This is a genomic window from Nocardioides korecus (genome assembly GCF_054778395.1).
Window position 1 is genome coordinate 588,187 of the sequence record NZ_BAAGZO010000002.1, and the last position, 21,604, is coordinate 609,790.

23 protein-coding genes and 1 pseudogene are annotated in these 21,604 nt (G+C 68.4%); 12 read left to right on the forward strand and 12 right to left on the reverse strand.

From position 1 onward, the window contains the following. The first annotated feature begins 82 nt into the window (after positions 1-82). A complete protein-coding gene (locus ACYVDA_RS06050; protein WP_460816011.1) occupies positions 83-2,401 on the forward strand; it encodes an acetyl-CoA hydrolase/transferase C-terminal domain-containing protein in 2,319 nt (772 codons plus the stop codon). Positions 2,402-2,992: 591 nt separating this feature from the next. Here the strand turns inward: ACYVDA_RS06050 and ACYVDA_RS06055 are convergent. From ACYVDA_RS06055 to ACYVDA_RS06075, 5 genes are read right to left on the reverse strand one after another with little or no spacing between them, the layout of a single operon-like run. After that, a complete protein-coding gene (locus ACYVDA_RS06055) occupies positions 2,993-3,508 on the reverse strand; it encodes a nuclear transport factor 2 family protein (protein ID WP_347209135.1) in 516 nt (171 codons plus the stop codon). Positions 3,509-3,513: 5 nt separating this feature from the next. Beyond that, a complete protein-coding gene (locus tag ACYVDA_RS06060) occupies positions 3,514-4,185 on the reverse strand; it encodes a CoA transferase subunit B (RefSeq protein ID WP_460816015.1) in 672 nt (223 codons plus the stop codon). 1 nt (position 4,186) lies between these two features. Then, entirely contained in the window at positions 4,187-4,957 is a 771-nt protein-coding gene (locus ACYVDA_RS06065; protein WP_460816018.1) for a CoA transferase subunit A, read from the reverse strand. Beyond that, entirely contained in the window at positions 4,954-5,730 is a 777-nt protein-coding gene (gene pcaD, locus ACYVDA_RS06070; RefSeq protein WP_460816021.1) for a 3-oxoadipate enol-lactonase, read from the reverse strand. The genes ACYVDA_RS06065 and pcaD overlap by 4 nt, the downstream gene beginning before the upstream one ends. Next, positions 5,727-6,941, reverse strand: coding sequence for an acetyl-CoA C-acetyltransferase (locus ACYVDA_RS06075; RefSeq protein WP_460816023.1), 1,215 nt, complete (start codon positions 6,939-6,941; stop codon positions 5,727-5,729). The genes pcaD and ACYVDA_RS06075 overlap by 4 nt, the downstream gene beginning before the upstream one ends. A 78-nt stretch (positions 6,942-7,019) precedes the next feature. Between ACYVDA_RS06075 and ACYVDA_RS06080 the strand changes: the two genes are divergently transcribed. After that, positions 7,020-7,904: a LysR family transcriptional regulator gene (locus ACYVDA_RS06080; protein ID WP_460816025.1), complete on the forward strand. Its 885-nt coding sequence runs from the start codon at positions 7,020-7,022 to the stop codon at positions 7,902-7,904. Here the strand turns inward: ACYVDA_RS06080 and ACYVDA_RS06085 are convergent. Next, positions 7,898-8,725: an IclR family transcriptional regulator domain-containing protein gene (locus ACYVDA_RS06085; protein ID WP_460816027.1), complete on the reverse strand. Its 828-nt coding sequence runs from the start codon at positions 8,723-8,725 to the stop codon at positions 7,898-7,900. The genes ACYVDA_RS06080 and ACYVDA_RS06085 overlap by 7 nt on opposite strands. A gap of 144 nt (positions 8,726-8,869) precedes the next feature. Here ACYVDA_RS06085 and ACYVDA_RS06090 point away from each other — a divergent pair, with 144 nt between their 5' ends. The 7 genes from ACYVDA_RS06090 (at position 8,870) to ACYVDA_RS06120 (ending at position 14,622) form a co-directional block, all read left to right on the forward strand. Next, positions 8,870-9,430, forward strand: a complete 561-nt coding sequence (locus ACYVDA_RS06090) for a flavin reductase family protein (protein WP_460816029.1) — start codon at positions 8,870-8,872, stop codon at positions 9,428-9,430. A gap of 46 nt (positions 9,431-9,476) precedes the next feature. Then, positions 9,477-11,057: a 4-hydroxyphenylacetate 3-hydroxylase family protein gene (locus ACYVDA_RS06095; protein WP_460816032.1), complete on the forward strand. Its 1,581-nt coding sequence runs from the start codon at positions 9,477-9,479 to the stop codon at positions 11,055-11,057. A gap of 23 nt (positions 11,058-11,080) precedes the next feature. Then, complete coding sequence (gene catA / locus ACYVDA_RS06100) at positions 11,081-11,932, forward strand: catechol 1,2-dioxygenase (protein WP_349804038.1); 852 nt, start codon at positions 11,081-11,083, stop codon at positions 11,930-11,932. A gap of 71 nt (positions 11,933-12,003) precedes the next feature. Continuing rightward, positions 12,004-13,155 carry a muconate/chloromuconate family cycloisomerase gene (locus tag ACYVDA_RS06105; protein WP_460816037.1) on the forward strand — a complete coding sequence of 384 codons (1,152 nt, stop codon included), beginning with the start codon at positions 12,004-12,006 and terminating at the stop codon, positions 13,153-13,155. Positions 13,156-13,157: 2 nt separating this feature from the next. After that, a complete protein-coding gene (gene catC, locus ACYVDA_RS06110; protein WP_347209108.1) occupies positions 13,158-13,439 on the forward strand; it encodes a muconolactone Delta-isomerase in 282 nt (93 codons plus the stop codon). After that, complete coding sequence (locus ACYVDA_RS06115; protein ID WP_347209107.1) at positions 13,436-14,029, forward strand: hypothetical protein; 594 nt, start codon at positions 13,436-13,438, stop codon at positions 14,027-14,029. The genes catC and ACYVDA_RS06115 overlap by 4 nt, the downstream gene beginning before the upstream one ends. Beyond that, the gene (locus ACYVDA_RS06120) at positions 14,026-14,622 is read left to right on the forward strand and encodes a flavin reductase family protein (RefSeq protein WP_460816040.1); all 597 of its coding nucleotides are present in this window, start codon (positions 14,026-14,028) and stop codon (positions 14,620-14,622) included. Before ACYVDA_RS06115 ends, ACYVDA_RS06120 begins: the two co-directional genes overlap by 4 nt. Positions 14,623-14,689: 67 nt before the next feature. On the opposite strand, the gene ACYVDA_RS06125 is transcribed toward ACYVDA_RS06120, so the two are convergent. The 6 genes from ACYVDA_RS06125 to ACYVDA_RS06150 all read right to left on the reverse strand — a co-directional run bounded on the left by ACYVDA_RS06125 (position 14,690) and on the right by ACYVDA_RS06150 (position 18,963). Then, positions 14,690-15,880, reverse strand: coding sequence for a tyrosine-type recombinase/integrase (locus tag ACYVDA_RS06125; RefSeq protein WP_460816043.1), 1,191 nt, complete (start codon positions 15,878-15,880; stop codon positions 14,690-14,692). Continuing rightward, entirely contained in the window at positions 15,867-16,058 is a 192-nt protein-coding gene (locus ACYVDA_RS06130) for a helix-turn-helix transcriptional regulator (RefSeq protein ID WP_460816046.1), read from the reverse strand. Before ACYVDA_RS06130 ends, ACYVDA_RS06125 begins: the two co-directional genes overlap by 14 nt. Positions 16,059-16,089: 31 nt before the next feature. Beyond that, entirely contained in the window at positions 16,090-17,406 is a 1,317-nt protein-coding gene (locus ACYVDA_RS06135) for a hypothetical protein (protein WP_460816048.1), read from the reverse strand. After that, on the reverse strand, positions 17,406-17,705 hold the full coding sequence (locus tag ACYVDA_RS06140) for a hypothetical protein (protein ID WP_460816051.1): 300 nt from the start codon (positions 17,703-17,705) through the stop codon (positions 17,406-17,408). The genes ACYVDA_RS06135 and ACYVDA_RS06140 overlap by 1 nt, the downstream gene beginning before the upstream one ends. A 117-nt stretch (positions 17,706-17,822) precedes the next feature. Further along, positions 17,823-18,344: a hypothetical protein gene (locus tag ACYVDA_RS06145; RefSeq protein ID WP_460816053.1), complete on the reverse strand. Its 522-nt coding sequence runs from the start codon at positions 18,342-18,344 to the stop codon at positions 17,823-17,825. A gap of 19 nt (positions 18,345-18,363) precedes the next feature. Then, positions 18,364-18,963, reverse strand: a complete 600-nt coding sequence (locus tag ACYVDA_RS06150) for a single-stranded DNA-binding protein (protein WP_460816056.1) — start codon at positions 18,961-18,963, stop codon at positions 18,364-18,366. A gap of 235 nt (positions 18,964-19,198) precedes the next feature. On the opposite strand from ACYVDA_RS06150, the pseudogene ACYVDA_RS06155 reads away from it, so the two are divergent. From ACYVDA_RS06155 to ACYVDA_RS06165, 3 genes and pseudogenes are all read left to right on the forward strand, one after another. Then, a pseudogene (locus ACYVDA_RS06155) lies at positions 19,199-20,037 on the forward strand (transposase); the annotation flags it as partial. A gap of 122 nt (positions 20,038-20,159) precedes the next feature. Continuing rightward, on the forward strand, positions 20,160-21,170 hold the full coding sequence (locus ACYVDA_RS06160; protein WP_460816058.1) for an IS481 family transposase: 1,011 nt from the start codon (positions 20,160-20,162) through the stop codon (positions 21,168-21,170). Positions 21,171-21,186: 16 nt separating this feature from the next. Beyond that, entirely contained in the window at positions 21,187-21,573 is a 387-nt protein-coding gene (locus ACYVDA_RS06165) for a Mu transposase domain-containing protein (RefSeq protein ID WP_460816060.1), read from the forward strand. Positions 21,574-21,604 lie beyond the last annotated feature (31 nt).

The following is a 21,604-nucleotide window of genomic DNA, read 5'->3' on the forward strand; positions in this document are numbered from 1 at the left end:
CCCCGCCGGGTCAGCGATCCGGCTGACGTGGTGACCGAGGAGGTGCCATGGTGTCGACGACCGGCCCCGAAGGAGACCTGCCGTGACGGCACCCGTGCACCGGCCCGTGGTGCTCGACGACGTGGACGCCTGCGTCGACGCGATCATCGAGCGTGTCGGCACCGACCTCCGGGTCGGTCTGCCGCTGGGGCTGGGCAAGCCTCCCGAGCTCGTCAACGCCCTCTTCCAGCGCGCGAAGGCCGACCCCTCCCTCCGCCTGACCCTGCTGACGGCGCTGTCGCTCGAGGTCCCGGTGCCCGCACCCGGGCTGGAGACGGCCTTCCTGCAGCCGCTGCTCGACCGCGTCTTCGCGGGCGTCGTCGAGCTCGACTACGCCCGGGCGGTCACGGCCGGGGAGCTGCCGCCCAACGTGCGGGTGCTGGAGTTCTACTTCCGGCCCGGGAGCCGGCTGCACGACCCCGGTGCGCAGCGCGACTACATCTCGACCAACTACACCTTCGCCGCCCGCGACCTGATGGAGCAGGGCTGCAACGTGGCCATGCAGGCCGTGGCCAAGCGCGAGGGGCGTGAAGGCCCCGGGGGCCCCGGGGGCTCAGACGGCGTCCGCTACAGCCTGTCGTGCAACCCCGACACCAGCATCGAGCTGCTGGGCCTGATGCGCGCGGCCGAGGCGGCCGGGGAGCGTCGGATCGCGGTGGTGGGGGTCGTCAACCAGCAGCTGCCGTACATGGGCAACGACGCCGAGGTCGGACCGGAGTCGTTCGACCTCGTCGTGGACCACCCGCGCTACTCCACGGCGCTGTTCTCCACGCCCAAGCAGCCGGTGACGACACCGGACTACGCGATCGGCCTGCACGCCTCGGCCCTGGTGCGCGACGGCGGCACGCTGCAGATCGGCATCGGCGCCCTGGGCGACGCGATCGTGCAGTCGCTCGCCCTCCGCCACCGCGACAACGCCGCCTACCGGTCGGTGCTCGAGCGCACCGGGGTGCTGGCCCACCACGGCGACCTGGTGAGCCGGGTCGGCGGCACGGGGCCCTTCGAGCGGGGGCTGTACGGCGCCAGCGAGATGTTCGTCGACGGCTTCTGGCACCTGATGCGCGCCGGGGTCCTCACCCGCGCGGTCTACGACTTCTGGGCCCTCCAGGAGCTCGTCACCGACGGCACGTACGACCCCACCCGGGCACCGACCCTGGAGACGCTGGAGGCCCTCGAGGCCCGGGGCGTGCGCATACTGCGCACCCGGGACTTCGACATCCTGAAGCGCCACGGGTTCTTCGCCGACGCCACCACCTACGACGCCGGGTACGTGGTCACCCCCGGCGGGGAGCGCGTCGTCGCCAACCTCGCCGACCCGCACTCCCGACAGGTCCTGGCGCAGGAGTGCCTCGGCACGTCGGGGCTGGTCCGCGGGATCGTGCTGCACGGCGGGTTCTTCCTCGGCCCGCGCGACTTCTACCAGGGCCTGCGCGACATGACCCCGGAGGAGCGCGACACCATCTGCATGACCGGCGTCGACAAGGTCAACCAGCTCGACGCCGACCCGGCGCTCTACACCGCCCAGCGGCACGACGCGCGCTTCGTCAACACCGGCATGCTGGCCACGCTCGGCGGCGCCGTGGCCTCCGACGGGCTCGAGGACGGGCGGGTGGTCTCCGGCGTCGGCGGGCAGTTCAACTTCGTCACGATGGCCCACCAGCTGAGCACCGGTCGGTCGATCCTGATGGTGCGGGCCGCCCGTCAGGCGGCGGACGGCTCGGCGACCAGCAACATCGTCTCCGCCTACGGGCACACGACGATCCCGCGCCACCTGCGGGACATCTTGATCACCGAGTACGGCATCGCGGACCTGCGGGCCCAGACCGACAGCGAGGTCGCCAAGCGCACCCTCGCCGTGGCGGACTCCCGCTTCCAGCAGCAGCTGCTCGACGAGGCCATGGACTCCGGACGGATCGAGCGCAGCTACGAGATCCCCGAGGCGCACCGGCACAACACCCCCGAGGAGCTGGACCGCCGGCTCTCACCCGCCCGGGACCTGCTGCCGCCGTTCCCCTTCGGCACCGACATGACCCCGCTGGAGCAGACCCTCGCGACCGCGCTCCAGGAGGTCAAGAGCCGCTCCGCCCGCCTCTCCCGCGTGGAGCTCGTGCTCACCGCGATCCGGAGCACGGCGTCCCGCGCGGGACGGACCCCGTCGGTGCACTCGGCGCTGGACGCGGTCAAGGCCCTGGCGTCGGGCGCCGAGGGGGCGCCGGCCTCGCAACGGGTCCTGCGCCTGCTCACCGCGGGCGAGCAGGTGCCGGAGCACGTGACGCCGTACCTCGAGCGCCTCCAGCTGGTGCACCCCACCTCGGTCGAGGACGCGGTCGCCCGCGCCCTGCTCATCGACGAGCTGACCTGACCCCGGACGCACGAGGAGCCCCGGGGGGCAGATCCCCGGGGCTCCTCGGTGCTCCTGAGCCGGTCGGCTCAGATGTCGTAGTAGTGAATACATCACGGCGCTGACCTGCGGAAACACCGTCTACGAGAGCTCATGGGGTGCATTGGGTACGCACTCGGATGGGCTCCCGTTCTCTGCCTGCAGATCATCGGAACCTCACTGAGATGTCCCTAGGTGGCTCAGGACGGCGAGGCGGCAGATCCTAGGTTGGGCCATCTTGTGTGTTGCCGGTGCTTCCGGTGGCGTCCGGCTCCCTGACGGCCGACACTCAGGCACCGCCGATTGCGCCACGCGCTGCGACCTTGTCCCTGGTCAGCTGGTCAGCTGGTCGGCTTCGGCGGCGATCTGCCGAAGTTGCCCACAGCGGGCCAAGCACGGTGAGTACCTGGTGCAGCACGCCTACCTCCTGAGCGGGTTGCGGGCCACGGCCACGGAATTGCCTACGAGTCGAAACCGCCATGCAGGCCCGAATGAACGAGCAGACCGAGCACCGCCGTCCGATCCTCGGCTGACGAGCACGATCGGTGTTGAGCGCCGACGGTGGATCGATGTTCAGCTCCCCTCGGGAACCGGTGGCAAGCGATCAATGGTCCGCTGGTCGGCCGCGACCCGGGCGGGCTCCCAGTCGAATCGGCCGGGCGACCACCCCGCCTCGACGCGAGACCAGAAGAAGAACGACACACGCCTCTCCTCGAACCGCCATCGCCCGTCCTCGCAGCGGCGCATCGCGTCGGCGTACCGGCCAGCTGCGATGTGGGGCTGACCCTCGACGACACAGGGCTGGTCGAGCCAGGTCTGGCCGGTCGCGACGTCTGCGTCGAGCTCGATCGTCTCGTTGCTGCTGAAGTGCCACCACTCGCGCAGCGGCCCGTCGCGCAGGCCTGCGAAGAAGGCGCGTAGATCGGCGTGCCCGCGGACAGTGGAGAGTCCGATGAAGGCGCCGTCGTGGGTGAAGAGTTCGATGAGGTCGTCCCAGCGCCCGTCATCGAGGTACTGGCAGTACTTCGCCCGAAGCTGCCCGATCTCGTGCAGGTCCTCCAGGCGGCGTACGCGCGCTTCGAGGTCCATCGGGCTCACACCGCCACCGGTGTCGTCGAGATGATCGGCGCGTCGGTGACCGCGACGAGTTCGTCGAGCGTCACGCCCGGCGCCAGCTCCACCAACTCGAACGCATCATGGGCGACGTCGAGCACGGCCAGGTCGGTGATGATCCGGTCGACCACGCGGCATCCGCTGAGGGGGAGCGTGCACTCGCGAAGCAACTTGGGGGCGCCGGACTTCGTCACGTGTTCCATGAGTACGACGACGCGCGCGGCTCCGGTGACCAGGTCCATCGCACCGCCCATTCCTTTCACCATGGAGCCCGGAACCATCCAGTTGGCGAGGTCGCCCGCGGTCGAGACCTGCATGCCGCCGAGGACGGCTACGTCGATGTGGCCGCCCCTGATCATTGCGAAACTGGCGGCCGAGTCGAAGAACGACGCTCCTGGCAGCACGGTCACGGTCTGCTTGCCGGCGTTGATCAGGTCGGGGTTCACCTCGTCGTCGTACGGGAAGGGGCCGACGCCGAGGATCCCGTTCTCCGCATGGAGGGTCACCGACGAACCGGGCGGAAGGTGATCGGGGATCTGGGTCGGCAGCCCGATGCCGAGGTTCACGTAGGAGCCCTCCTCGAGTTCGAGGGCCGCTCGGGCAACCATCTGGTCGCGAGACCAGCCGTGCGGCTCGGTCTTGTTCGGGGCCATGTCAGTTCACCCTCTCGCGGGTCGTCCGCTTCTCGATGTCCTTGTGAGCGGCCTGTTCGGCGGTGAGTTCGACGACGCGCTGGACGAAGACGCCCTGCAGGTGGACGTCGTCGGGACGCAGCTCGCCGACGTCGACGACCCGCTCAGCCTCGACGATGGTGAGGCGCCCGGCCATCGCGGCCGGCGGGTTGAAGTTGCGGGCCGAGGCGTTGAAGGCACAGTTACCGGCTCGATCGGCGATGGCCGCGCGGACCAATGCGACGTCGGTGACGATGGCCTCCTCGAGCACCATCTCGCGGCTGTGGAAGGTCCGCACCTCCTTGGGCGGCGACGCCAACGCGACGGTGCCGTCGGGGTGGTGGCGCCACGGCAGACCGCCCTCGGCCACCATCGTGCCGACGCCGGTCGGGGTGAAGAACGCGCCGATGCCGGCACCACCGGCGCGTAGCCGTTCGGCCAGAGTGCCCTGCGGAGTCAGCTCGACGGTGAGCTCGCCGGAGAGGTACTGACGGGCGAACTCCTTGTTCTCCCCGACGTACGACGCGATGACCCGGCTGATCCGGCCCTGCTCGAGCAGCAGCCCGAGACCTGCGCCGTCGACGCCACAGTTGTTGGACACGATGGTCAGGTCATCGGCGCCCTGCTCCAGCAGCGCCTCGATCAGGAACCACGGGATGCCGACGAGTCCGAAGCCTCCGACGGCGAGGCTGGCGCCGCTGGGGATGTCGGCGACCGCGTCGGCCGCGCTGGCGACCACCTTGCTGAGGCTCATGGCCGCTCCCGGGTCAGGTGCTCGATGATCGCCGGGTTGATGGTCCCGGGCTGCTGGGCGTTGGCGAGATGCGCCGCATCCGGTACGACGAGCAGGTGTCCGTCGAGCACGTGCTCAGCGATCTCGGCCAGGTGCGGGGGAGGAGTGGCAGGGTCGTCGGCCCCCGCGATGGCGAGCGTCGCGGCGCTGATCGAGGGCAGGTCGTGTCGAAGGTCCATCGACGCGATCACCTCGCAGCAGGAGGCGTAGCCCTCGGCCGGCGTCGCGGCGACCATCGCCTCGCTGGACTTCTTGAGGTCGGGGTCGGAGGCCAGCAGGGCGGGCGTGAACCACCGGGCGACCACGGCCTCCGCCACGGCGTTCGTGCCGTCCGAGCGAACGAGTCCGGCGCGGTCGTGCCACGCCGAGGACGGTTCGAGATGGGCGCCGGTGCACAGCAGCACCAGGCGGTCCACCCGGTCGGGCTCGCGCGCCGCGAGGCGCATTCCGGTCATCCCGCCGAGCGAGAGCCCGACGAAGTGAGCGCGCTCGACCCCGAGGTCGTCGAGCAGGGCGACCACGTCGTCCACCACGTCGTCGATGTCGTACGGGCCCTCGGGGACAGGGGATCCGCCGTGGCCGCGGGTGTCGTAGCGCACCACCCGGAAGTGGCCCTCGAGGTCCTCGAGGTTCGCGTCCCACATCGCCATCGTCGAGCCCAGCGAGTTGGAGAGCACGACGACGGGTCCGTCCTCGCGGCCGGTCACGACCCGGTGCACGGAGACGGCGGTCATCGGACTGCCTCGAAGACCGCGGCCAGTCCCTGCCCGCCGCCGATGCACATCGTCTCGAGACCGAAGCGGGCTTCGCGCCGGCGCATCTCGTGGGTGAGGGTGGCCAGGACTCGCGCACCGGTGGCGCCCACGGGGTGGCCCAGGGAGATCCCGGAGCCGTTCGGGTTCAGCCGATCGTCGAGTGGGTCGACCTTCCACTCGCGCAGGCAGGCCAGCACCTGGGCCGCGAAGGCCTCGTTGAGCTCGATGACGTCGATCTCGTCGAGCGTCAGTCCGGCACGTTCCAGCGCGGCGTCTGTTGCGGGGACGGGGCCGATGCCCATCACTTCCGGGCCGACACCGGCAACCGCCCAGGACCGCAGTGCCAGCAGGGGGTCGAGGCCGAGGCGCTCCGCCTCGTCGATCGTGGTGACCACGCACATCGCCGCACCGTCGTTCTGGCCGCTCGCATTGCCGGCCGTCACCGTCGAGGACGGGTCGAGGGCCAGTCGTACCGGCGTCAGTGCGGCGAGCTGGTCGAGGGTCGTCCCGGCCCGGGGGTGCTCGTCGCGGTCGATCACGAGGTCGGGCTTGCCGCGCCCGCCGGGCACCGTGATCGGCACCAGTTCGTCGGCGAAGCGGCCTGCGTCCTGGGCGGCGGCAGCACGGTGCTGGCTGCGCAACGAGAGCTCGTCCTGCTCCTCGCGGGAGATGTCGTACTGCCTGCGGAGGTTCTCGGCCGTCTCCAGCATGCCGCCGGGCACCGGGTGGTTTCGCCCGCCGGCGGTCTCGCGGGCTCGCACCAGACGATCCATCAGGTTGATGTCCCCACTGCGGACGCCGGTGCGAAGCCCGGTGGCGTAGTGCTCGACCTGCGACATCGACTCGGCCCCTCCGGCGACGACGACCTTGGCCGATCCGGTCGCGACCATGCCGGCGGCGTACAGGACCGCCTGCAGGCCCGAACCGCACCGGCGGTCGATCTGGATGCCAGGTACGCCGGTGCCGAGGCCGGCGTCGAGCGCCGCGGTCCGCCCGATCGCCGGTGCCTCGCCGCTCGGGTAGCACTGGCCGAGGATGACGTCATCAACGTCGCCCTCGGTCAGCCCGGTCCGGCGCACCAGCTCGGTGAGGATCGCAGCAGCCAGGTCGCTGGCGGGCAGGGTGGAGAGTGCGCCGGCATGCCGGCCCACGGGGGTCCGGAGCGGGGAGCAGATCACGACATCGGTCATGACTGTCACGCTAGGTGGAGTGAACGATATGGAGAAGTATCCATTTCGGCTTGATTGAAACTCTGCAAGTATGGGCTGGTGGAACTCCGACATCTGCGGTACTTCGTCGCGGTCGCCGAGCTGAAGCACTTCGGCCGGGCCGCCGCGCGGTTGCACATGGCCCAGCCGCCGTTGTCCCAGCAGGTGCGTCAGCTCGAGGCGGAGCTTGGGGTGGAGCTGTTGCACCGCACCACGCGCCGGGTCGACCTGACCGACGCAGGCGTGGCGTTCCTGCAGCGGGCGCGCGAGGTCCTCGCTGCGGTCGATGCCGCCAGCGCCGAGGCGCAACGGATCGGCGCCGGGCTCGAAGGCCGGCTCGTGGTCGGCTGTGTCGGGTCGGCGACGTACAGCCTGCTGCCGAGCCTGGCCCGCGCCCTGCGCGAGGAGTTGCCGGCCGTCGACTTCAGCTTCCGCGGCGAGATGCTGGTGCCGGGCCAAGCGACCGCGTTGCTCGCCGGAGCGATCGATCTGGCCCTGCTCAGGCCGCCCGTGGATGAGTCTGGACTTGTGGTGACGTCGCTACGTATGGAGGGCCTGATCGTCGCGCTGCCGGACGGACATCGCCTCGCCGAACGCAAGCGCGTGCGCGCGATCGACCTCAAGGACGAGGACTTCATCGTGCACGCCGGTCAGGGGCGATCGGTGATGAACGGGCTGGTGCTCGGCCTGTGTCGTGACGCGGGTTTCGCGCCGCGCATCCGACAGGAGGTGGGGGAGACGTCCACCTTGGTCACTTTCGTCGCGGCCGGCCTGGGCGTCGCGATCGTGCCCGAGCCGGTCTCCGCGCTCGGGGTCGCCGGAGCGACGTACCGGCCACTCACCGGAGGCGTCAAGGTCGAGCTGTCGGCTGCCACGCGTGAGGGCGACGAGTCACCTGTGCTCGCGCGCGCGCTGGAGCTGCTGGTCGCGCTCACTCATCAGTAGAAGCCGTCGCGGGAATTGGGCGCCAGAGTCTGGCGGGTGGTCGGCGTCGCGGCGAGGTCGCGACGGATCGCGTCGGAGGTCTCGAGCATCAGTGGCACCACCTCGGCGACGATGCGTTCGGCCGTGATGCGGCCCACCGTGCTCGAGTAGGCCAGCGCGGCGACGACGTCACCGTGCGCGTCCCAGACCGGGACGGAGGCCGACAGCAGTCCGTCCTCGAGCTCGGACTCGACCACCGCATAGCCCTGACGGCGTACGTCGTGCAGGGACTGGCGGAAGGTCACCGAGTCGGTGATGGTCTTCTCCGCCAACCTGGGCAGGCCTGCGTCGATCACGGCCGCGACCTGGTCGGCCGGAGCCCAGGCCGAGAGGACGCGCCCCATCGAGGTCGCGTGCGCCGGGACCCGGCTGCCGACGTCGACGGCGATGCTCAGCACGCGGCGGACCTGAACCCGCGCGACGTAGACGACATCGATCCCGTCGAGCTGGGCCAGCGATGCCGACTCCTGGGTGGCCTCGGCCAGGCGCAGCAGGTGCGGCTGGGCGATCTCGACGATGCCGTGGGTCGCGGCGAAGTGCTGCCCGATCGTCAACACGCGCGGGGTCAGGGACCAGCGCGTCCCGGTGCCGACGACGTACCCCAGGTGCTGCAGGGTCAACAGGATCCGGCGTACGGCGGGACGTGAGTAGCGGGTCCTCGCGGCGATCTCCGCCAGCGTCGGGTTCGGCAGTTCGGCGTCGAAGGTCAGCAAGACGGCGAAGCCGCGCTCGATGCTCTGGATGATGTCGCGCTCGTTGACGTCGACCGGTTGCTGACTCATATCCCTGACCTCCCAATGGGGTGGAACTGGGTATCGGTGGGGGCCTTAACCCCCGTTGACTCGGGGTGTGACGAGGAGCACTGTCTGTTGTGAACGCAAAGCGTGCAGACAGTACGCACAGCGTACATCACGGAGGTGGGTGACATGGGGCCACGGGAGCTCAGGGACGCGTTCGGGCAGTTCGCCACGGGAGTCACCGTGGTGACCTGCACCAACGAGGAGGGCGAACCTCACGGCGCCACGGTCAATGCCTTCACCGCCGTCTCGCTCGACCCGCCGCTGGCCCAGGTCACTCTCGGCCGGACCTCCAGGGCCTGCCAGTTCCTGGACGGGCGACCGTTCGCGATCAACGTGCTGGCCGCCGACCAGCTCGACGTGGCGTGGCACTTCGCCGGCCGACCGGCCGCCGAGACCCCCGCCTGGGCGGTGGGACACACCGCCCCCGTGCTCGAAGGAACCGCCGCGACGATCTCGTGCCGGCCCTGGCGCACCTACGACGGTGGGGACCACCTCATCGTCATCGGCGAGGTCGAGGAGGTGCGGATCCCCGGACGGGACCCGCTGCTCTTCCACGGCGGAGTCTTCCGCCACCTCAGCCCGCTCGAGATCGGCGTCGCCTGGAACGGGTCGATCGACAACCCCGACCACGGCTGGTTCGACGCCACCGCGCAGTTCACCCCGCTCGGCAACGCCACCCGCGTCTGAGCTGACCCCGCAACTCACCGCATCCCCATGCACCGAAGGGAACATCATGACCGCCACCCAGGAACGCAAGCTCAGCACCGTCGAGGAGGGACTCAACGAGGTCCGGCCGATGACCGGTGACGAGTACATCGAGTCGATCCGCGACGACCGGGAGATCTGGATCTACGGCGAGCGCGTCAAGGACGTCACCGAGCACCCGGCCTTCCGCAACCCGGTGCGGATGACGGCCCGGCTCTACGACGCTCTCCACGAGGACGCCGTGAAGGGCACGGGCGTGCTGACGGTGCCGACCGACACCGGCAACGGGGGGTTCACCCACCCGTTCTTCCGGGCGCCGCACAGCTCCGCGGACCTGGTGCAGGACAAGAACGCGATCGAGGCCTGGGCACGTCAATCGTGGGGGTGGATGGGCCGCAGCCCCGACTACAAGGCCAGCTTCCTGGGCACGCTCGGCGGCAACAGCGAGTTCTACCAGCCGTTCGAGGACAACGCGAAGCGCTGGTACAAGGAGAGCCAGGAGCGCCTCCTGTACTGGAACCACGCGATCATCAACCCGCCGGTCGACCGCAACCTGCCCCCGGACGAGGCGGGCGAGGTGTTCATGCGCGTGGAGAAGGAGACCGACGCCGGTCTCATCGTCTCCGGCGCCAAGGTGGTGGCCACGGGCTCGGCGATCACCAACTACAACTTCATCGCGCACTACGGACTCCCGATCAAGAAGAAGGAGTACGCGATCGTCTGCACCGTGCCGATGGACGCCCCGGGCGTCAAGCTCATCTGCCGACCGTCGTACACGATGGCCGCCGACGTGATGGGCAGCCCGTTCGACTACCCGCTGTCGAGCCGGATGGACGAGAACGACACGATCTTCGTCTTCGACAAGGTGCTGGTGCCGTGGGAGAACGTGTTCGCGTACGGCGACCCGGAGAAGATCAACGGCTTCTTCCCGCAGTCCGGTTTCATCCCCCGGTTCACCTTCCACGGCTGCATCCGGCTCTCGGTGAAGCTGGACTTCATCGCGGGCCTGTTGCTCAAGGCGCTGGAGGCGACGGGCAGCAAGGACTTCCGCGGCGTGCAGACCCGTGTCGGTGAGGTCATCGGCTACCGCAACACGTTCCGGGCCCTGGCTGACGCGATGGCCCTGAACCCCGACGAAGGCCCGAACGGGACCGTGCTGCCGAAGCTCGACTACGGCCTGGTCTACCGCCAGCTCATGATCGAGGCCTATCCCCGGGTGAAGGAGATCATCATGCAGGACGTCGCGTCCGGCCTGATCTACCTCAACTCCAACGCCGTGGACTTCAAGACCCCCGAGATCCGTCCCTACCTGGACAAGTACGTCCGCGGTTCCAACGGGTACGACGCGGTCGACCGCGTCAAGGTGATGAAGGCCCTCTGGGACGCCGTCGGCTCCGAGTTCGGCGGCCGTCACGAGCTCTACGAGCGCAACTACTCGGGCAACCACGAGAACGTGAAAGCCGAGATCCTCTTCGCCGCCGAGGCGCAGGGAGAGACCGACGCGATGAAGGGCTTCGCCGAGTCAATGATGGCGGAGTACGACCTCGACGGCTGGACCGTGCCCGACCTGATCAACCCGACCGACGTCAGCCGCATCCTCAACCGGTGACTGAAGAATCCAAGGAGAGCACCATGACCACCACGCAGGAATCACCCACCGCGGCCGGCTCGGGCGCCAACGCGAGCGAGAACTTCAAGGCATCCGCCTCCAGCCAGGAGATCGCCGACACCCCTCCGGAGCGCGTCGCCGCGATCGTCACCGACGTCCTCAAGGGCGTGCACGACGCGATCGCCAAGCACGACGTCTCGTACCCGGAGTTCCAGGCCGCGAAGGCGTGGCTGATGGCCGTCGGTGAAGGCGGCGAATGGCCGCTGTTCATGGACGTGTTCGTCGAGCACGCCGTCGAGGCCCAGGTCGCGGCTTCGCAGCAGGGCACCAAGGGCTCGATCCTCGGCCCCTACTTCCTGCCCGACCAGGTGAGGCTCGGCTCGACCTGCAAGCTGCCCCGACGCGATGACGAGAAGGGCACCCCGCTCGTGCTGAGCGGACAGGTGCGCGACCTGGACGGTACGCCGCTCGGTGGCGCCGAGGTGGACATCTGGCACGCCGACGCCGACGGCTACTACTCGGGCTTCGCGCCGCACGTCCCCGAGGGCAACCTGCGGGGTGTCGTGGTCACCGATGACGAGGGCCGGTTCGCGATCGAGACGGTGCAGCCCGCGCCGTATCAGATCCCGACCGACGGCCCGACTGGTCAGCTGATCGGCGCCGCGGGGTGGCACCCGTGGCGTCCGGCCCACCTCCACATCCAGGTGCGCGCCGAGGGCCACCGGCCGATCACGACCCAGCTCTACTTCGCCGGTGGCGAGTGGCTGGACTCCGATGTCGCCGAGGCGACCAAGCCCGAGCTGATCATCGACCCGCAGGACGACGGCACCGGCATCCGCCGGTCGACGTACGACTTCGTGCTCGAGTCCGCCTGACCCACGTCTCCGCCTGCGGGACTGACACCTCGGTCCCGCAGGCGGTCTCCAGCTCCATGAAAGGCAGCCCCATGTCCGTCTCCCACGACGATCTGCGGATCGAGCGCGTCGAGACCGTCATCATCGACGTGCCCCTCAAGCGGCCGCACAAGTTCGCCCGCGTCACCATGGATGCGCAGCCCGTGCTGCTGGCCTTCGTGCACACCCGGGCCGGTGTCGTCGGGGTCGGCGAGGGCGTCGTCCCCGGTGGACCCTGGTGGGGCGGTGAGTCGGTGGAGTCCATGAAGGTCACCATCGACACGTACGTCGCTCCGCTGCTCATAGGTCGTCGGGTCGACGACATCGAGGCGATCTGGCGCGACGTCTCCGACCGTGTGAACGCCAACCTCTATGCCAAGACCGCGGTCGAGGTTGCCCTGCACGACGCCTGGGCGCGCAGCCTCGGCGTACCCGTGCACACGTTGCTCGGCGGTATGGCCCGGACCAGCATCGACGTCACCTGGGCGCTCGGCGCCGAGCCGGAGGAGGTCGTCGTCGACGAGGCGTTGGCCAAGCTGCACGCCGGTGAGCACAGCTCCTTCAAGCTGAAGATGGGCGCACTCGAGCCTGAGGAGGACACTCGTCGGGTCTGTGCGATCGCCGAGAAGCTGGCCGGTTCTGCCGGCGTACGCGTCGACCTGAACGCGCGGTGGGACCTCAACACCTCACTCACCTACCTGCCCCGTCTGGCAGCCGCGGGCGTCGAGCTGATCGAGCAGCCGGTGCCAGGTGAGCAGGTTGAGGCGCTTGGCGAGATCAACGCGCGGCTCCCAATCCCTGTGATGGCTGATGAAAGTCTCCGTACGCCGGTCGACGCCCTCCGTCTCGTGCGGCTCCGGGCCGCCGACGTCTGGTCGATGAAGACCACCAAGGTCGGTGGTCTTCGCCGGTCCCGCGACATCGTCGCGGTCGCCGCGGCTGCCGACATCCCGTGCCACGGGGGCACCTCGATCGAGACAGGCATCGGCACCGCCGCATCGCTGCACCTGGCGTGTGCTGCCCCGGGAGTTACCTGGGGGAGCGAACTGTTCGGGCCGCTGCTCTTCGCCGAGGAGATCCTCCAGACCCCGTTGAGGTACGCCGGTGGCCGGTTGCACTTGCCGGAAGGTCCGGGGCTCGGCGTGGACCTTGACTTCAACGCCGTGGCAGCGTTGCGTCGTACCCACCTGATCAGAGGGGAATGAACATGTTGTTCCACGTGAGGATGGACGTCGCCATCCCGCACGACCTCGACCCCGAAGTGCGTGCCGACCTGGTCGCCCGGGAGAAGGCCCGCGCCCTCGACCTGCAGGCGTCCGGCGTCTGGCCGGAGCTCTGGCGGATCGTCGGGGAGTACGCCAATGTCAGCATCTTCGACGTCGAGTCGAACGATGCCCTGCACGACCTTCTCGCCAGCCTGCCGCTCTTCCCCTTCATGAGCATCCAGGTCACCCCGCTCGCCACCCACCCGTCGAAGCTGGGCGCATGATGACGGGGCAGGTGTTCCAGGGCTGGCCCGTGGAGCCCCTGGCCGGTTCGGTGGTGACCATGGGCGTCTTCGACGGGTTCCACCGCGGACATGTGGCGCTCGTGGACGCGGCTCGCGTAAGCGGTCGGAAGTGGGCACTCCCCCCGGTCCTGGTGACCTTCTTCCCGCACCCCCTCGCGGTCGTTGCTCCGGACCGCGTTCCGCGACAGTTGCTGAGCATCGACGACCGAGTGGATCTCGCGCTGTCGCTCGGTGTGGCCGCTGTTGTCGTGCTGCCCTTCACGAACGAGCTGGCGGCCGTGTCGGCGGAGGAATTCGTGGCCAACGGCCTGGTCGGGCGCCTGGGTGTGCGCGACCTCGTCGTGGGTGACAACTTCCGTTGTGGGCAAGGCGGCAAGGGCGACGTCGCCTTCCTTCGCCGGGCCGGCGAGGCCCACGGCTTCGGCGTCCATCCGGTCGGCCTGGTGCGCGACGGCGACACGGCGTGCTCGTCGACCGAGGTACGCCGCTGCCTCGAGTACGGCGACGTCGCCGGCGCCGAACGGCTGCTCGGTCGACGCGACCACCGGATCTTGGCGGCGGCGCGGTGACGTCGACCAGACGGGTCTTCGTCCCGGGCGACGAAGATGTCGACGCCTATCGGCTACTCACGGCACTCGTGGTGCCCCGGCCGATTGCCTGGGTTTCGACGGTGTCCCGCGACGGTGTCGGCAACCTCGCTCCCCACTCGTTCTTCACGGTGGCATGCGCCCGGCCGCCGATAATCCAATTCACCTCCGTCGGCAACAAGGACACCCTGCGCAACGTCGAGGCCACGGGCCAGTTCGTGGTCAGCATGGCCAGCCTCCCGATGCTCGCACTCATCAACGGATCCAGCGCGCCGTTCGAGCCCGAGGTCCACGAAGCGGCAGCGGTGGGCGTGAAGATGGAACCGAGTGAGCGAGTGTCGCCCGCCCGAGTCGCCGACTCACCGGCGTCACTCGAGTGCACCCTCCACTCGACCATCGAACTCGGTGATTCGACCGTTGTCTTCGGGAATGTCGTCACGATCACCGTCCGCACCGAGGTGCTCGAGGACAGCCACCCCGCATTCGGTCGGTTGCAGCCACTGTCACGGCTGGGTCGCAACGAGTGGGGACTCCCGCCAGAGACGGTCGCCATCGACCGCCCGGGGGTCAACTGACGACGTCATCGCACGTGCATGTCGTGGAAGTGGTAGGGGTGCAGTGGGTACGCACAGCGGAGCGGCATCACGGCTCACTACCGTCGGCGCCGTCCTCGGGGTCGAGCTCGACAGCGTCGCCCGCCAGCATCCCGTCGATCGCGGTCTTCGTTCGCTCGGCCGACGACGGCATCAGATGAGTATAGGTCCGGAGTGTGAATCCCGGATCGGCGTGGCCTAGGTACTCGCTGAGAGCCAAGATCGACTCGCCTGAGTCGAGCGAAGTGCTCGCGTAGAAGTGCCTCAATGCGTGACAGCCGTTCTGCCGCTTGGCCTCCAACCCCGCCCGTTTGAGCGCGGGACGCCAGACCGAAGGGTTGAAGTAGTTCCGGTTGAGCGCACCGGTCTCGCGCGTGAAGAGCAGCAGGTCGACGGTGCGTGGCTTTCCGTCCGTGCGATCCCAGGGCAAGGTCACCGAGCGGGGAGGAAAGCGCGTCACGTGCTGGTTGATCCGCTCCAACACACCATCGGGAAGAGGAACCGTCCGGACCTTCCGTCCCTTCGGGAGCCCGAAGATCAGGCGGTTTCCGCCAAGGACCTTCACCTGACGATTGATCTCGACCTCGCCCGTGTTGAGATCGATGTCGCCCAGCGAGAGCCCGAAGATCTCGCCCTGGCGCAAGCCCAAGCCGACGCCGAGGTCGATGACCAGCTGGTAGCGCTCGGGCAGTTGCTTCCGAACAGCCATCGCCTGTTCACGGGTCCACGGTTTCGGCTTTCTGGGGTCCGACCTCGGACGCTTGACCGAAGGTGCCTTGCATGGGTTGCGGGGGATCAGACCGTCGTCGACTGCCGCAGTGAAGACGGAGGAGACGTTGGCGTAGATGACCTTCTGGTAGTTGCCCGAGAGGCCAGTGAGTGTTCGCAGCCACCCCTGGATCGTCGACGGTTGGAAGTCCGCCAGATTCCGAGAGCCGAGAGTCGGGATCACGTGCAGTCGGAAACGAAGCTCGACCATCTCGACGGTGCTTTGCTCGAAGGTCTGAGCCGCAAGCCACTTCGCGGCGTACTCGTCGAACGGAACCTTGCCGGCGTCCGGATCGAAGTAGTGGCCGCGAACCAGGTCTGCCGACACGTTCGCCTTGAATCTGTCTGCGTCGACCTTCCGTGGGAAGGACTTCGCCCTCGCGCGCCCGCCGGGCTCGCGCCACCGCACGCGATAGGTGGTCTGCTGCTTGCCGTTGGCGTCCTTGCGGACGCGACGCTCAACCCACGCCATCGTGATCGACCCCGTGTTCCTGGAGCCACGACCGCACGATCGCGGGGTCGTAGCGGAGGTGACGGCCGACGCGGTAGGCGTCCGGTCCGCAGCGTCGGTGCCGCCACTGGTACAGCGTCGAGACGGGGATCCCGAGGAACTCGGCCACCTCGTCAGCCGAGAGCAGGCGCTCCAGCACGGTGCGCGACCGGGAGACGGTCGGGCGGGGATTAGATGTTCGGGACATCGACAGCCCCTCCTCTGGTCGGTCGGTGGATCAGTGCGGAGTGCAGGTCGACTCGCGTCGGTCCCGGGGTGGACATCAGCGCTTCGTCCTTGGGGCGCAGCCGCTCTCGGACGGTCTTCACGACTTCGAGATCCTTCGCCGAGGTGACCGGAACGAAGCGTTCACGGACCGGGCGTACCAGTTGCCCGCCCCCGCCAACAAGGCGCGGAAGCGTGACGCGCTTGACGAAGGCCCCCTGCTCGACTCCGTCTTCGATGACGTCGGCGATGCGGTGGTCGAGACGGTTGAATAGCAACTGGAATCCGGAGAGAACCCGTGGCTCGACGATCGTGTGGTGGGGGAGCGCTTTCAGCCGCGCGACGGCATTCGCGCCTTCGCTCACGGCCAGGCCGCCCTTTCCGAGAAGCCCGCCGATCTCGCGTAGCTCCTTCTGGATGACGGCGTAGGTCTCGGCGCGTTCTGCCCATCGCCCGGCGAGGCGGTCGTCGATCCGGGCGGCGTACGGCGCGAGGTGCGCGGAAACCAGGCGTTGGGAGTCCACGATCAGGCGGAGGTTGGGCGCGTTGGGCACGGACTTTATCCGGATCACGAGGTTGTGCTGCGCCTGCAGTACGCCGAGGATCCCTGGACGCACCGGGCCGGTGATGACCTTCGTCTTCGGTCGCCAGCCGAGGTGATCGACCGTGTAGTCAGGTTGGCCGAGGTTCACGTCGAGGGCCGCAGCCAGCGATGCCCAGCCGAGACGAGCGCTCTGGGCAAGCGGCTCCCAACCGGGTGTGTTCTTGTACCGCTGGTCGAGGACGACCAGTGCTTGGGTCAGCGCGGCAACGTCGCCGATGAGAGCCTGAGCCTGAGGCGCGGTCATCTGCGCGGACACCTGCTCGCTGGTGTCGTGTTCAGCGAGGGCCGCTGCGCGGGCGGCGAGGCGCCATCGGTCCACCATTGGGTTGGCGTTGGGCGTAGCCAGAGCATCCGTCGACGCCGGGGGCGCGCTCGACTGCTGTCTTGCGATGTCGATCGCCCGCGCCAATTGGCTGGCTGCGGTCAGATGGGAGCCGCGTGAGCCGGCTGCCCGGAACGGATTCGGCTGTGCCAGCGGCATGTTGGAGAAGGCCAATGGGCTGGCGGCGCGGATGGCCTGGCCGAGCCAAACGATGACACTTTGGCGGAAGGTCCGGATCAGACCACCGAGTTCCTCGCGCTCCTCGGCTGTCGTGCCTACCAGCCGTTGCTGGATGCGGTGCTGCCGCAGAAGGGCCGCGAACTCTGCGCGCATAGCCGCGCCGGTCTCCCCGTACATCAGGTGCCGTCCAAGGCGTACGCGTCATCGAGCATCGCGGTGATGAGCTCGACTGTGAGCGGGTCGACGCCGCACTGCTCCAGTTCCTCGAGCGCTGACGTCGCGACGGCGAGCAGAATGGCGCGGTCCTCGGTCAGCTCTTCGGTGTCGGCCGATGGGCATTCGTCCCCGTGGATGCGATCGAGTTCGACGAGAGCGTGCTCATATGCCGACGAGGCGTCGATCGTCGAGGCCCGATCGGAGAGCGCAGCGAGGTAGGAACGGGCTTGCGCCAATGTCTGTGCGTGGGGGAGAAGCACGATCAACTCCTTTCCTGGGTGGAATGCCACCGTCGCCATTTCGTCAAGTCGGGTCCCTGGAGGTCGCGAAGCCTGTGGAATGAAGGTGCGCGGTAGTGCCCATGAGGCGGATCCGGCTCAGGCGAGCACGGACCGCCTGGCCACGGCCTCGGCGGCCTTCCGCCTCAGCACATCGGCGCGGACGACCTCCTCGGAGTCGCGCCGGCGGTCGGCGATGGAGATCTCGCCGCCGAGTTCCACGCCTTTCTCGCCGGGCCAGACGGTCTGGCGGGTGGGGCGATCGCGGTCAAGGCGCGTACCGCAGATCGCGACCCAGTCCCGCAGCCGATTGCGTGCGTCCGCGAAGTCACGCATCCATGCGATCGGCGCCGACGGACTCGCTGTCTCGTGGTAGCAACTGAGCCAGTGGGTGTGCAGGGCGGAGAGCTCCCAGACGAGCTCGTCGTGGCGATGCCAGTGCGGCGGAACGATCGACGGCGGCAGCCCGAAGGTGACCTTCAGCCAGGTCACCCAGGCGTCTAGGTCACGCCACGCGCGGTCGGCGTCCTCGGAGACGAGGAGATTCCAGTTGATCGACTCCGGCGGACGCTCGAGAAGGTCGGTGACGCCGCGGTAGTCGGCGTCGGCCTCGTCGTACATGCCCATGACCGACGGCCGCTCAGATCGCGATGGGCGGAGGCTCGGGCACCGGTGTCAGCGAGCGCTCCGGTGCGGCGTGTCGGCCGCGCTGCACGAGGTAGTCGGTCTTGTTGACGTTGTGGCCGATCTTCCTGGCGACGAACTCTTCCTTGATGAGGCTGGCGCCGTCGCGGCTCTCGACCTCGTACTCGTGGACGTAGCCGCTCGCGACGAACGAGTCGCCCTTGCGGAACTGCGCGTAGGTCTCGCGGGCCGTGCTCTCGAACGCGACCATGTCGTGGAACGTCGGGTCGAGCTTGGTGAAGCTCCCGTCGACCTCCTTGCGCCACCGCTCGACGCCGACGCGCAACCGGCAGCACTCGGCGCCCTGCTTGGTGAAGTGGAGTTCCGGCGCGGATGCGACGAAGCCCACCAGGCTCATCTGGGTGGGGATGGACATTCTGGCTCCTGAGTTGGGCAGCCCATCGTGCGAGCTGCGGTCAAGAGCTAGGTGCGAGCGCGACGACAAGACTGTGGGAGCGGAGCCCACATTCGCGGCGATGTGCAGGCGCTCCGCCGCGTGCCCGAAGTGGCGGGTCTCAGCCACGGCGGCGAAGTAGCGGAGGTGGCGCAGTTCCACGGTCGCTCCTCAGGTCGGTGGGCATGATCGTCGTCACAAGACTGTCGACGGCCACGAGAAACTGCCCGGAGACGGCCACGAAACTGCCCGCTGGCGGACATGAGAACTGCCCGCTGACGGTCATGGGATCTGCCCGACACGACGTCGTCTGCCTCGCCGCGGTCCGCGGTTGAGGCCCCTCCCTCGGGTGCGATGAGCGGTGCTGAAGCGCCTATCGCCCCGAGGAAGGGACACAGTGAAGTCTGCCGAGGAGATCATGAAAATCTTGGATGCCTACGACCTGACCGGGTCGTTGCGTGATGCCGGCGAGCTGGCCGGCTGCTCGCACCACACCGTCAAGCACTACGTCGAGCGGCGCGCTGCTGCTGGCGAGCTGGACAAGTCGGCCGCTCGGCCGCAGCTGATTGATGAGTACCTGCCCAAGGTCGAGGAGTGGGTCGAACGCTCCCAGGGCAAGGTCCGCGCCGACAAGGCCCACGAGAGGCTCCTCGCGCTGGGCTACACCGGTTCGGAGCACACCACCCGCCGCGCGGTCGCGAGGGTCAAGAAGTCCTACCGGGCCGGCCATGTGCGGGTGCACCGGCCCTGGATCACCGAGCCGGGGATGTGGCTGCAGTACGACTACGGCGACGGTCCGGTCATCGATGGCGTCGAGACGGTGCTGTTCGTCGCCTGGTTGGCGTGGTCGAGGTTTCGGGTCGTGTTGCCGATCCGCGACAAGACCATGCCGAGCGTGTTCGCCGCCCTGGACGTCACGTTCCGACGACTCGGTGGAGTGCCGACCTACGTGCTGACCGACAACGAGAAGACCGTCACCGTTGAGCACATCGCCGGTATCGCGGTCCGTAACCCGCAACTGGTGGTCGCCGAGCACTACTCGGTCGTGGTGCACACGTGTGTCCCTGCCGATCCGGCGTCCAAGGCGGCACCGAGTCGTCGGTGAAGATCAGCAAGGCCGACCTGGTCCCCAAGGACACCAACCTGCGCGAGGCCTACGCGAGCTTCAGCGAGCTCGAGGCCGCCTGCATGGAGTTCCGCGAGAAGGTCAACACCCGTGCCCACCGGATCACTAGATGTGATGTCCAGGCACGTTGGTCGAGATCGTGCGACGAGACGATCTGAGTCCATAGACGGGTGAAGACCTCCCGATGTGGAGTGGAGCTACCTAGGAACCGCTCCACCACCAGGAGGCCTTCATGTCCCACGCTACCCATTCCAACGCAGCCCTGACCCCGGTCGCACGGCTCAAGATCGCCCGGCTGATCGTCGACCAGGGTTGGCCGGTCGCCCGGGCTGCTGAGCGGTTCGATGTGTCCTGGAAGACGGCGAACAAATGGGCCGAGCGGTATCACCTCGAGGGCCTGGCCGGCATGGAGGACCGTTCTTCGCGGCCACACCACCGACCCAATCTGACCCCGGCACCGATGGTCCGCCAGATTGTGCATCTGCGGTGGAAGCAGCGCTTGGGGCCGGTTGAGATCGGTGACCAGCTCGGCATCGCGTCCTCGACCGTGCACGCGGTGCTCGTGCGGTGTGGGCTGAACCGTCTGAGTCACATCGACCGGGTCACCGGTGAGCCGATCCGACGCTACGAACACCCCCACGCCGGGTCGTTGATCCACGTCGACGTCAAGAAGCTCGGCAAGGTCCCCGACGGCGGGGGGTGGCGTTTCGTGGGCCGCCAGCAAGGTGAGAAGAACCGATCAGCAACCGTCGCGCGCACAGGCCAGGCCCGAAACAAGTGGCGCAACCCCGTGATCGGAACCTGCTACCTGCACACCGTGATCGATGACCACTCCCGGGTGGCCTACGTCGAGGCTCACGAGGACGAAACCAAGGAGACCGCGACCGAGGTCCTCAAGAACGCCGTCGCCTGGTTCGCGCAGCGCGGGGTCACCGTCGAGCGGGTCCTCAGTGACAACGGCAGCTGCTACAAGTCGAACCTGTGGCGCGAAACCTGTACCGGACTGGGCATCACCGCCAAGAAGACCCGGCCCTACCGACCCCAGACCAACGGCAAGATCGAACGCTTCCACCGCACCCTGGCCGAGGGGTGGGCCTTCAAGAAGCTCTACAGCTCCGAGTCAGCCCGGCTCGCAGCTCTGCCAGCATGGATCCACCACTACAACCACCACCGGCCCCACTCCGCCATCGGCAAAGCAGCACCCATCACCAGATTGGACAACCTGGCTGGGCATCACAACTAGACGACCACCGGTCGAGATGCTCGCGCAGGAACGTGCCCGGTTGCACCCGGTCCCGATGGTGCCGCACACGGTCGCGTTCGGCACCACACGGGTGGTGCCGGCGAACACGCCGATGGTGACGTTCGAGTCGGGCCAGTACTCGGTCCCACACCAGCTGCTCGGTGCGACGGTGTGGGTGCGCACCCAGGGCGTCGGCGTCGACGAGCAGGTTGTCATCGTCCACGTCGGTGAGGACGGGCCACTCGAGGTCGCCCGCCATCACCGCGCGACACCTGGCACGCCACGCATCAACGATTACCACTTCGGACCTCAGCCCGAGGGGCCGCTGGATCGTCGACCACGAGCGAAGAACCAGCGGAAGCCGAGTTCCTCGACCTGGGCGAGGGCGCCCGACTGTGGCTGATCGAGGCCGCCGCAGCAGGCACCACCAAGAT

Bases quoted from the DNA above. Each gene is read 5' to 3' on its own strand.
- ACYVDA_RS06055 (WP_347209135.1), bottom strand. From the start codon at position 3,508: ATGGACCTCGAAGCGCGCGTACGCCGCCTGGAGGACCTGCACGAGATC.
- ACYVDA_RS06060 (WP_460816015.1), bottom strand. From the start codon at position 4,185: ATGGCCCCGAACAAGACCGAGCCGCACGGCTGGTCTCGCGACCAGATG.
- ACYVDA_RS06065 (WP_460816018.1), bottom strand. From the start codon at position 4,957: ATGAGCCTCAGCAAGGTGGTCGCCAGCGCGGCCGACGCGGTCGCCGAC.
- pcaD (WP_460816021.1), bottom strand. From the start codon at position 5,730: ATGACCGCCGTCTCCGTGCACCGGGTCGTGACCGGCCGCGAGGACGGA.
- ACYVDA_RS06075 (WP_460816023.1), bottom strand. From the start codon at position 6,941: ATGACCGATGTCGTGATCTGCTCCCCGCTCCGGACCCCCGTGGGCCGG.
- ACYVDA_RS06085 (WP_460816027.1), bottom strand. From the start codon at position 8,725: ATGAGTCAGCAACCGGTCGACGTCAACGAGCGCGACATCATCCAGAGC.
- ACYVDA_RS06090 (WP_460816029.1), top strand. From the start codon at position 8,870: ATGGGGCCACGGGAGCTCAGGGACGCGTTCGGGCAGTTCGCCACGGGA.
- ACYVDA_RS06095 (WP_460816032.1), top strand. From the start codon at position 9,477: ATGACCGCCACCCAGGAACGCAAGCTCAGCACCGTCGAGGAGGGACTC.
- catA (WP_349804038.1), top strand. From the start codon at position 11,081: ATGACCACCACGCAGGAATCACCCACCGCGGCCGGCTCGGGCGCCAAC.
- ACYVDA_RS06105 (WP_460816037.1), top strand. From the start codon at position 12,004: ATGTCCGTCTCCCACGACGATCTGCGGATCGAGCGCGTCGAGACCGTC.
- catC (WP_347209108.1), top strand. From the start codon at position 13,158: ATGTTGTTCCACGTGAGGATGGACGTCGCCATCCCGCACGACCTCGAC.
- ACYVDA_RS06115 (WP_347209107.1), top strand. From the start codon at position 13,436: ATGATGACGGGGCAGGTGTTCCAGGGCTGGCCCGTGGAGCCCCTGGCC.
- ACYVDA_RS06125 (WP_460816043.1), bottom strand. From the start codon at position 15,880: ATGGCGTGGGTTGAGCGTCGCGTCCGCAAGGACGCCAACGGCAAGCAG.
- ACYVDA_RS06135 (WP_460816048.1), bottom strand. From the start codon at position 17,406: ATGTACGGGGAGACCGGCGCGGCTATGCGCGCAGAGTTCGCGGCCCTT.
- ACYVDA_RS06145 (WP_460816053.1), bottom strand. From the start codon at position 18,344: ATGTACGACGAGGCCGACGCCGACTACCGCGGCGTCACCGACCTTCTC.
- ACYVDA_RS06160 (WP_460816058.1), top strand. From the start codon at position 20,160: ATGTCCCACGCTACCCATTCCAACGCAGCCCTGACCCCGGTCGCACGG.
- ACYVDA_RS06165 (WP_460816060.1), top strand. From the start codon at position 21,187: ATGCTCGCGCAGGAACGTGCCCGGTTGCACCCGGTCCCGATGGTGCCG.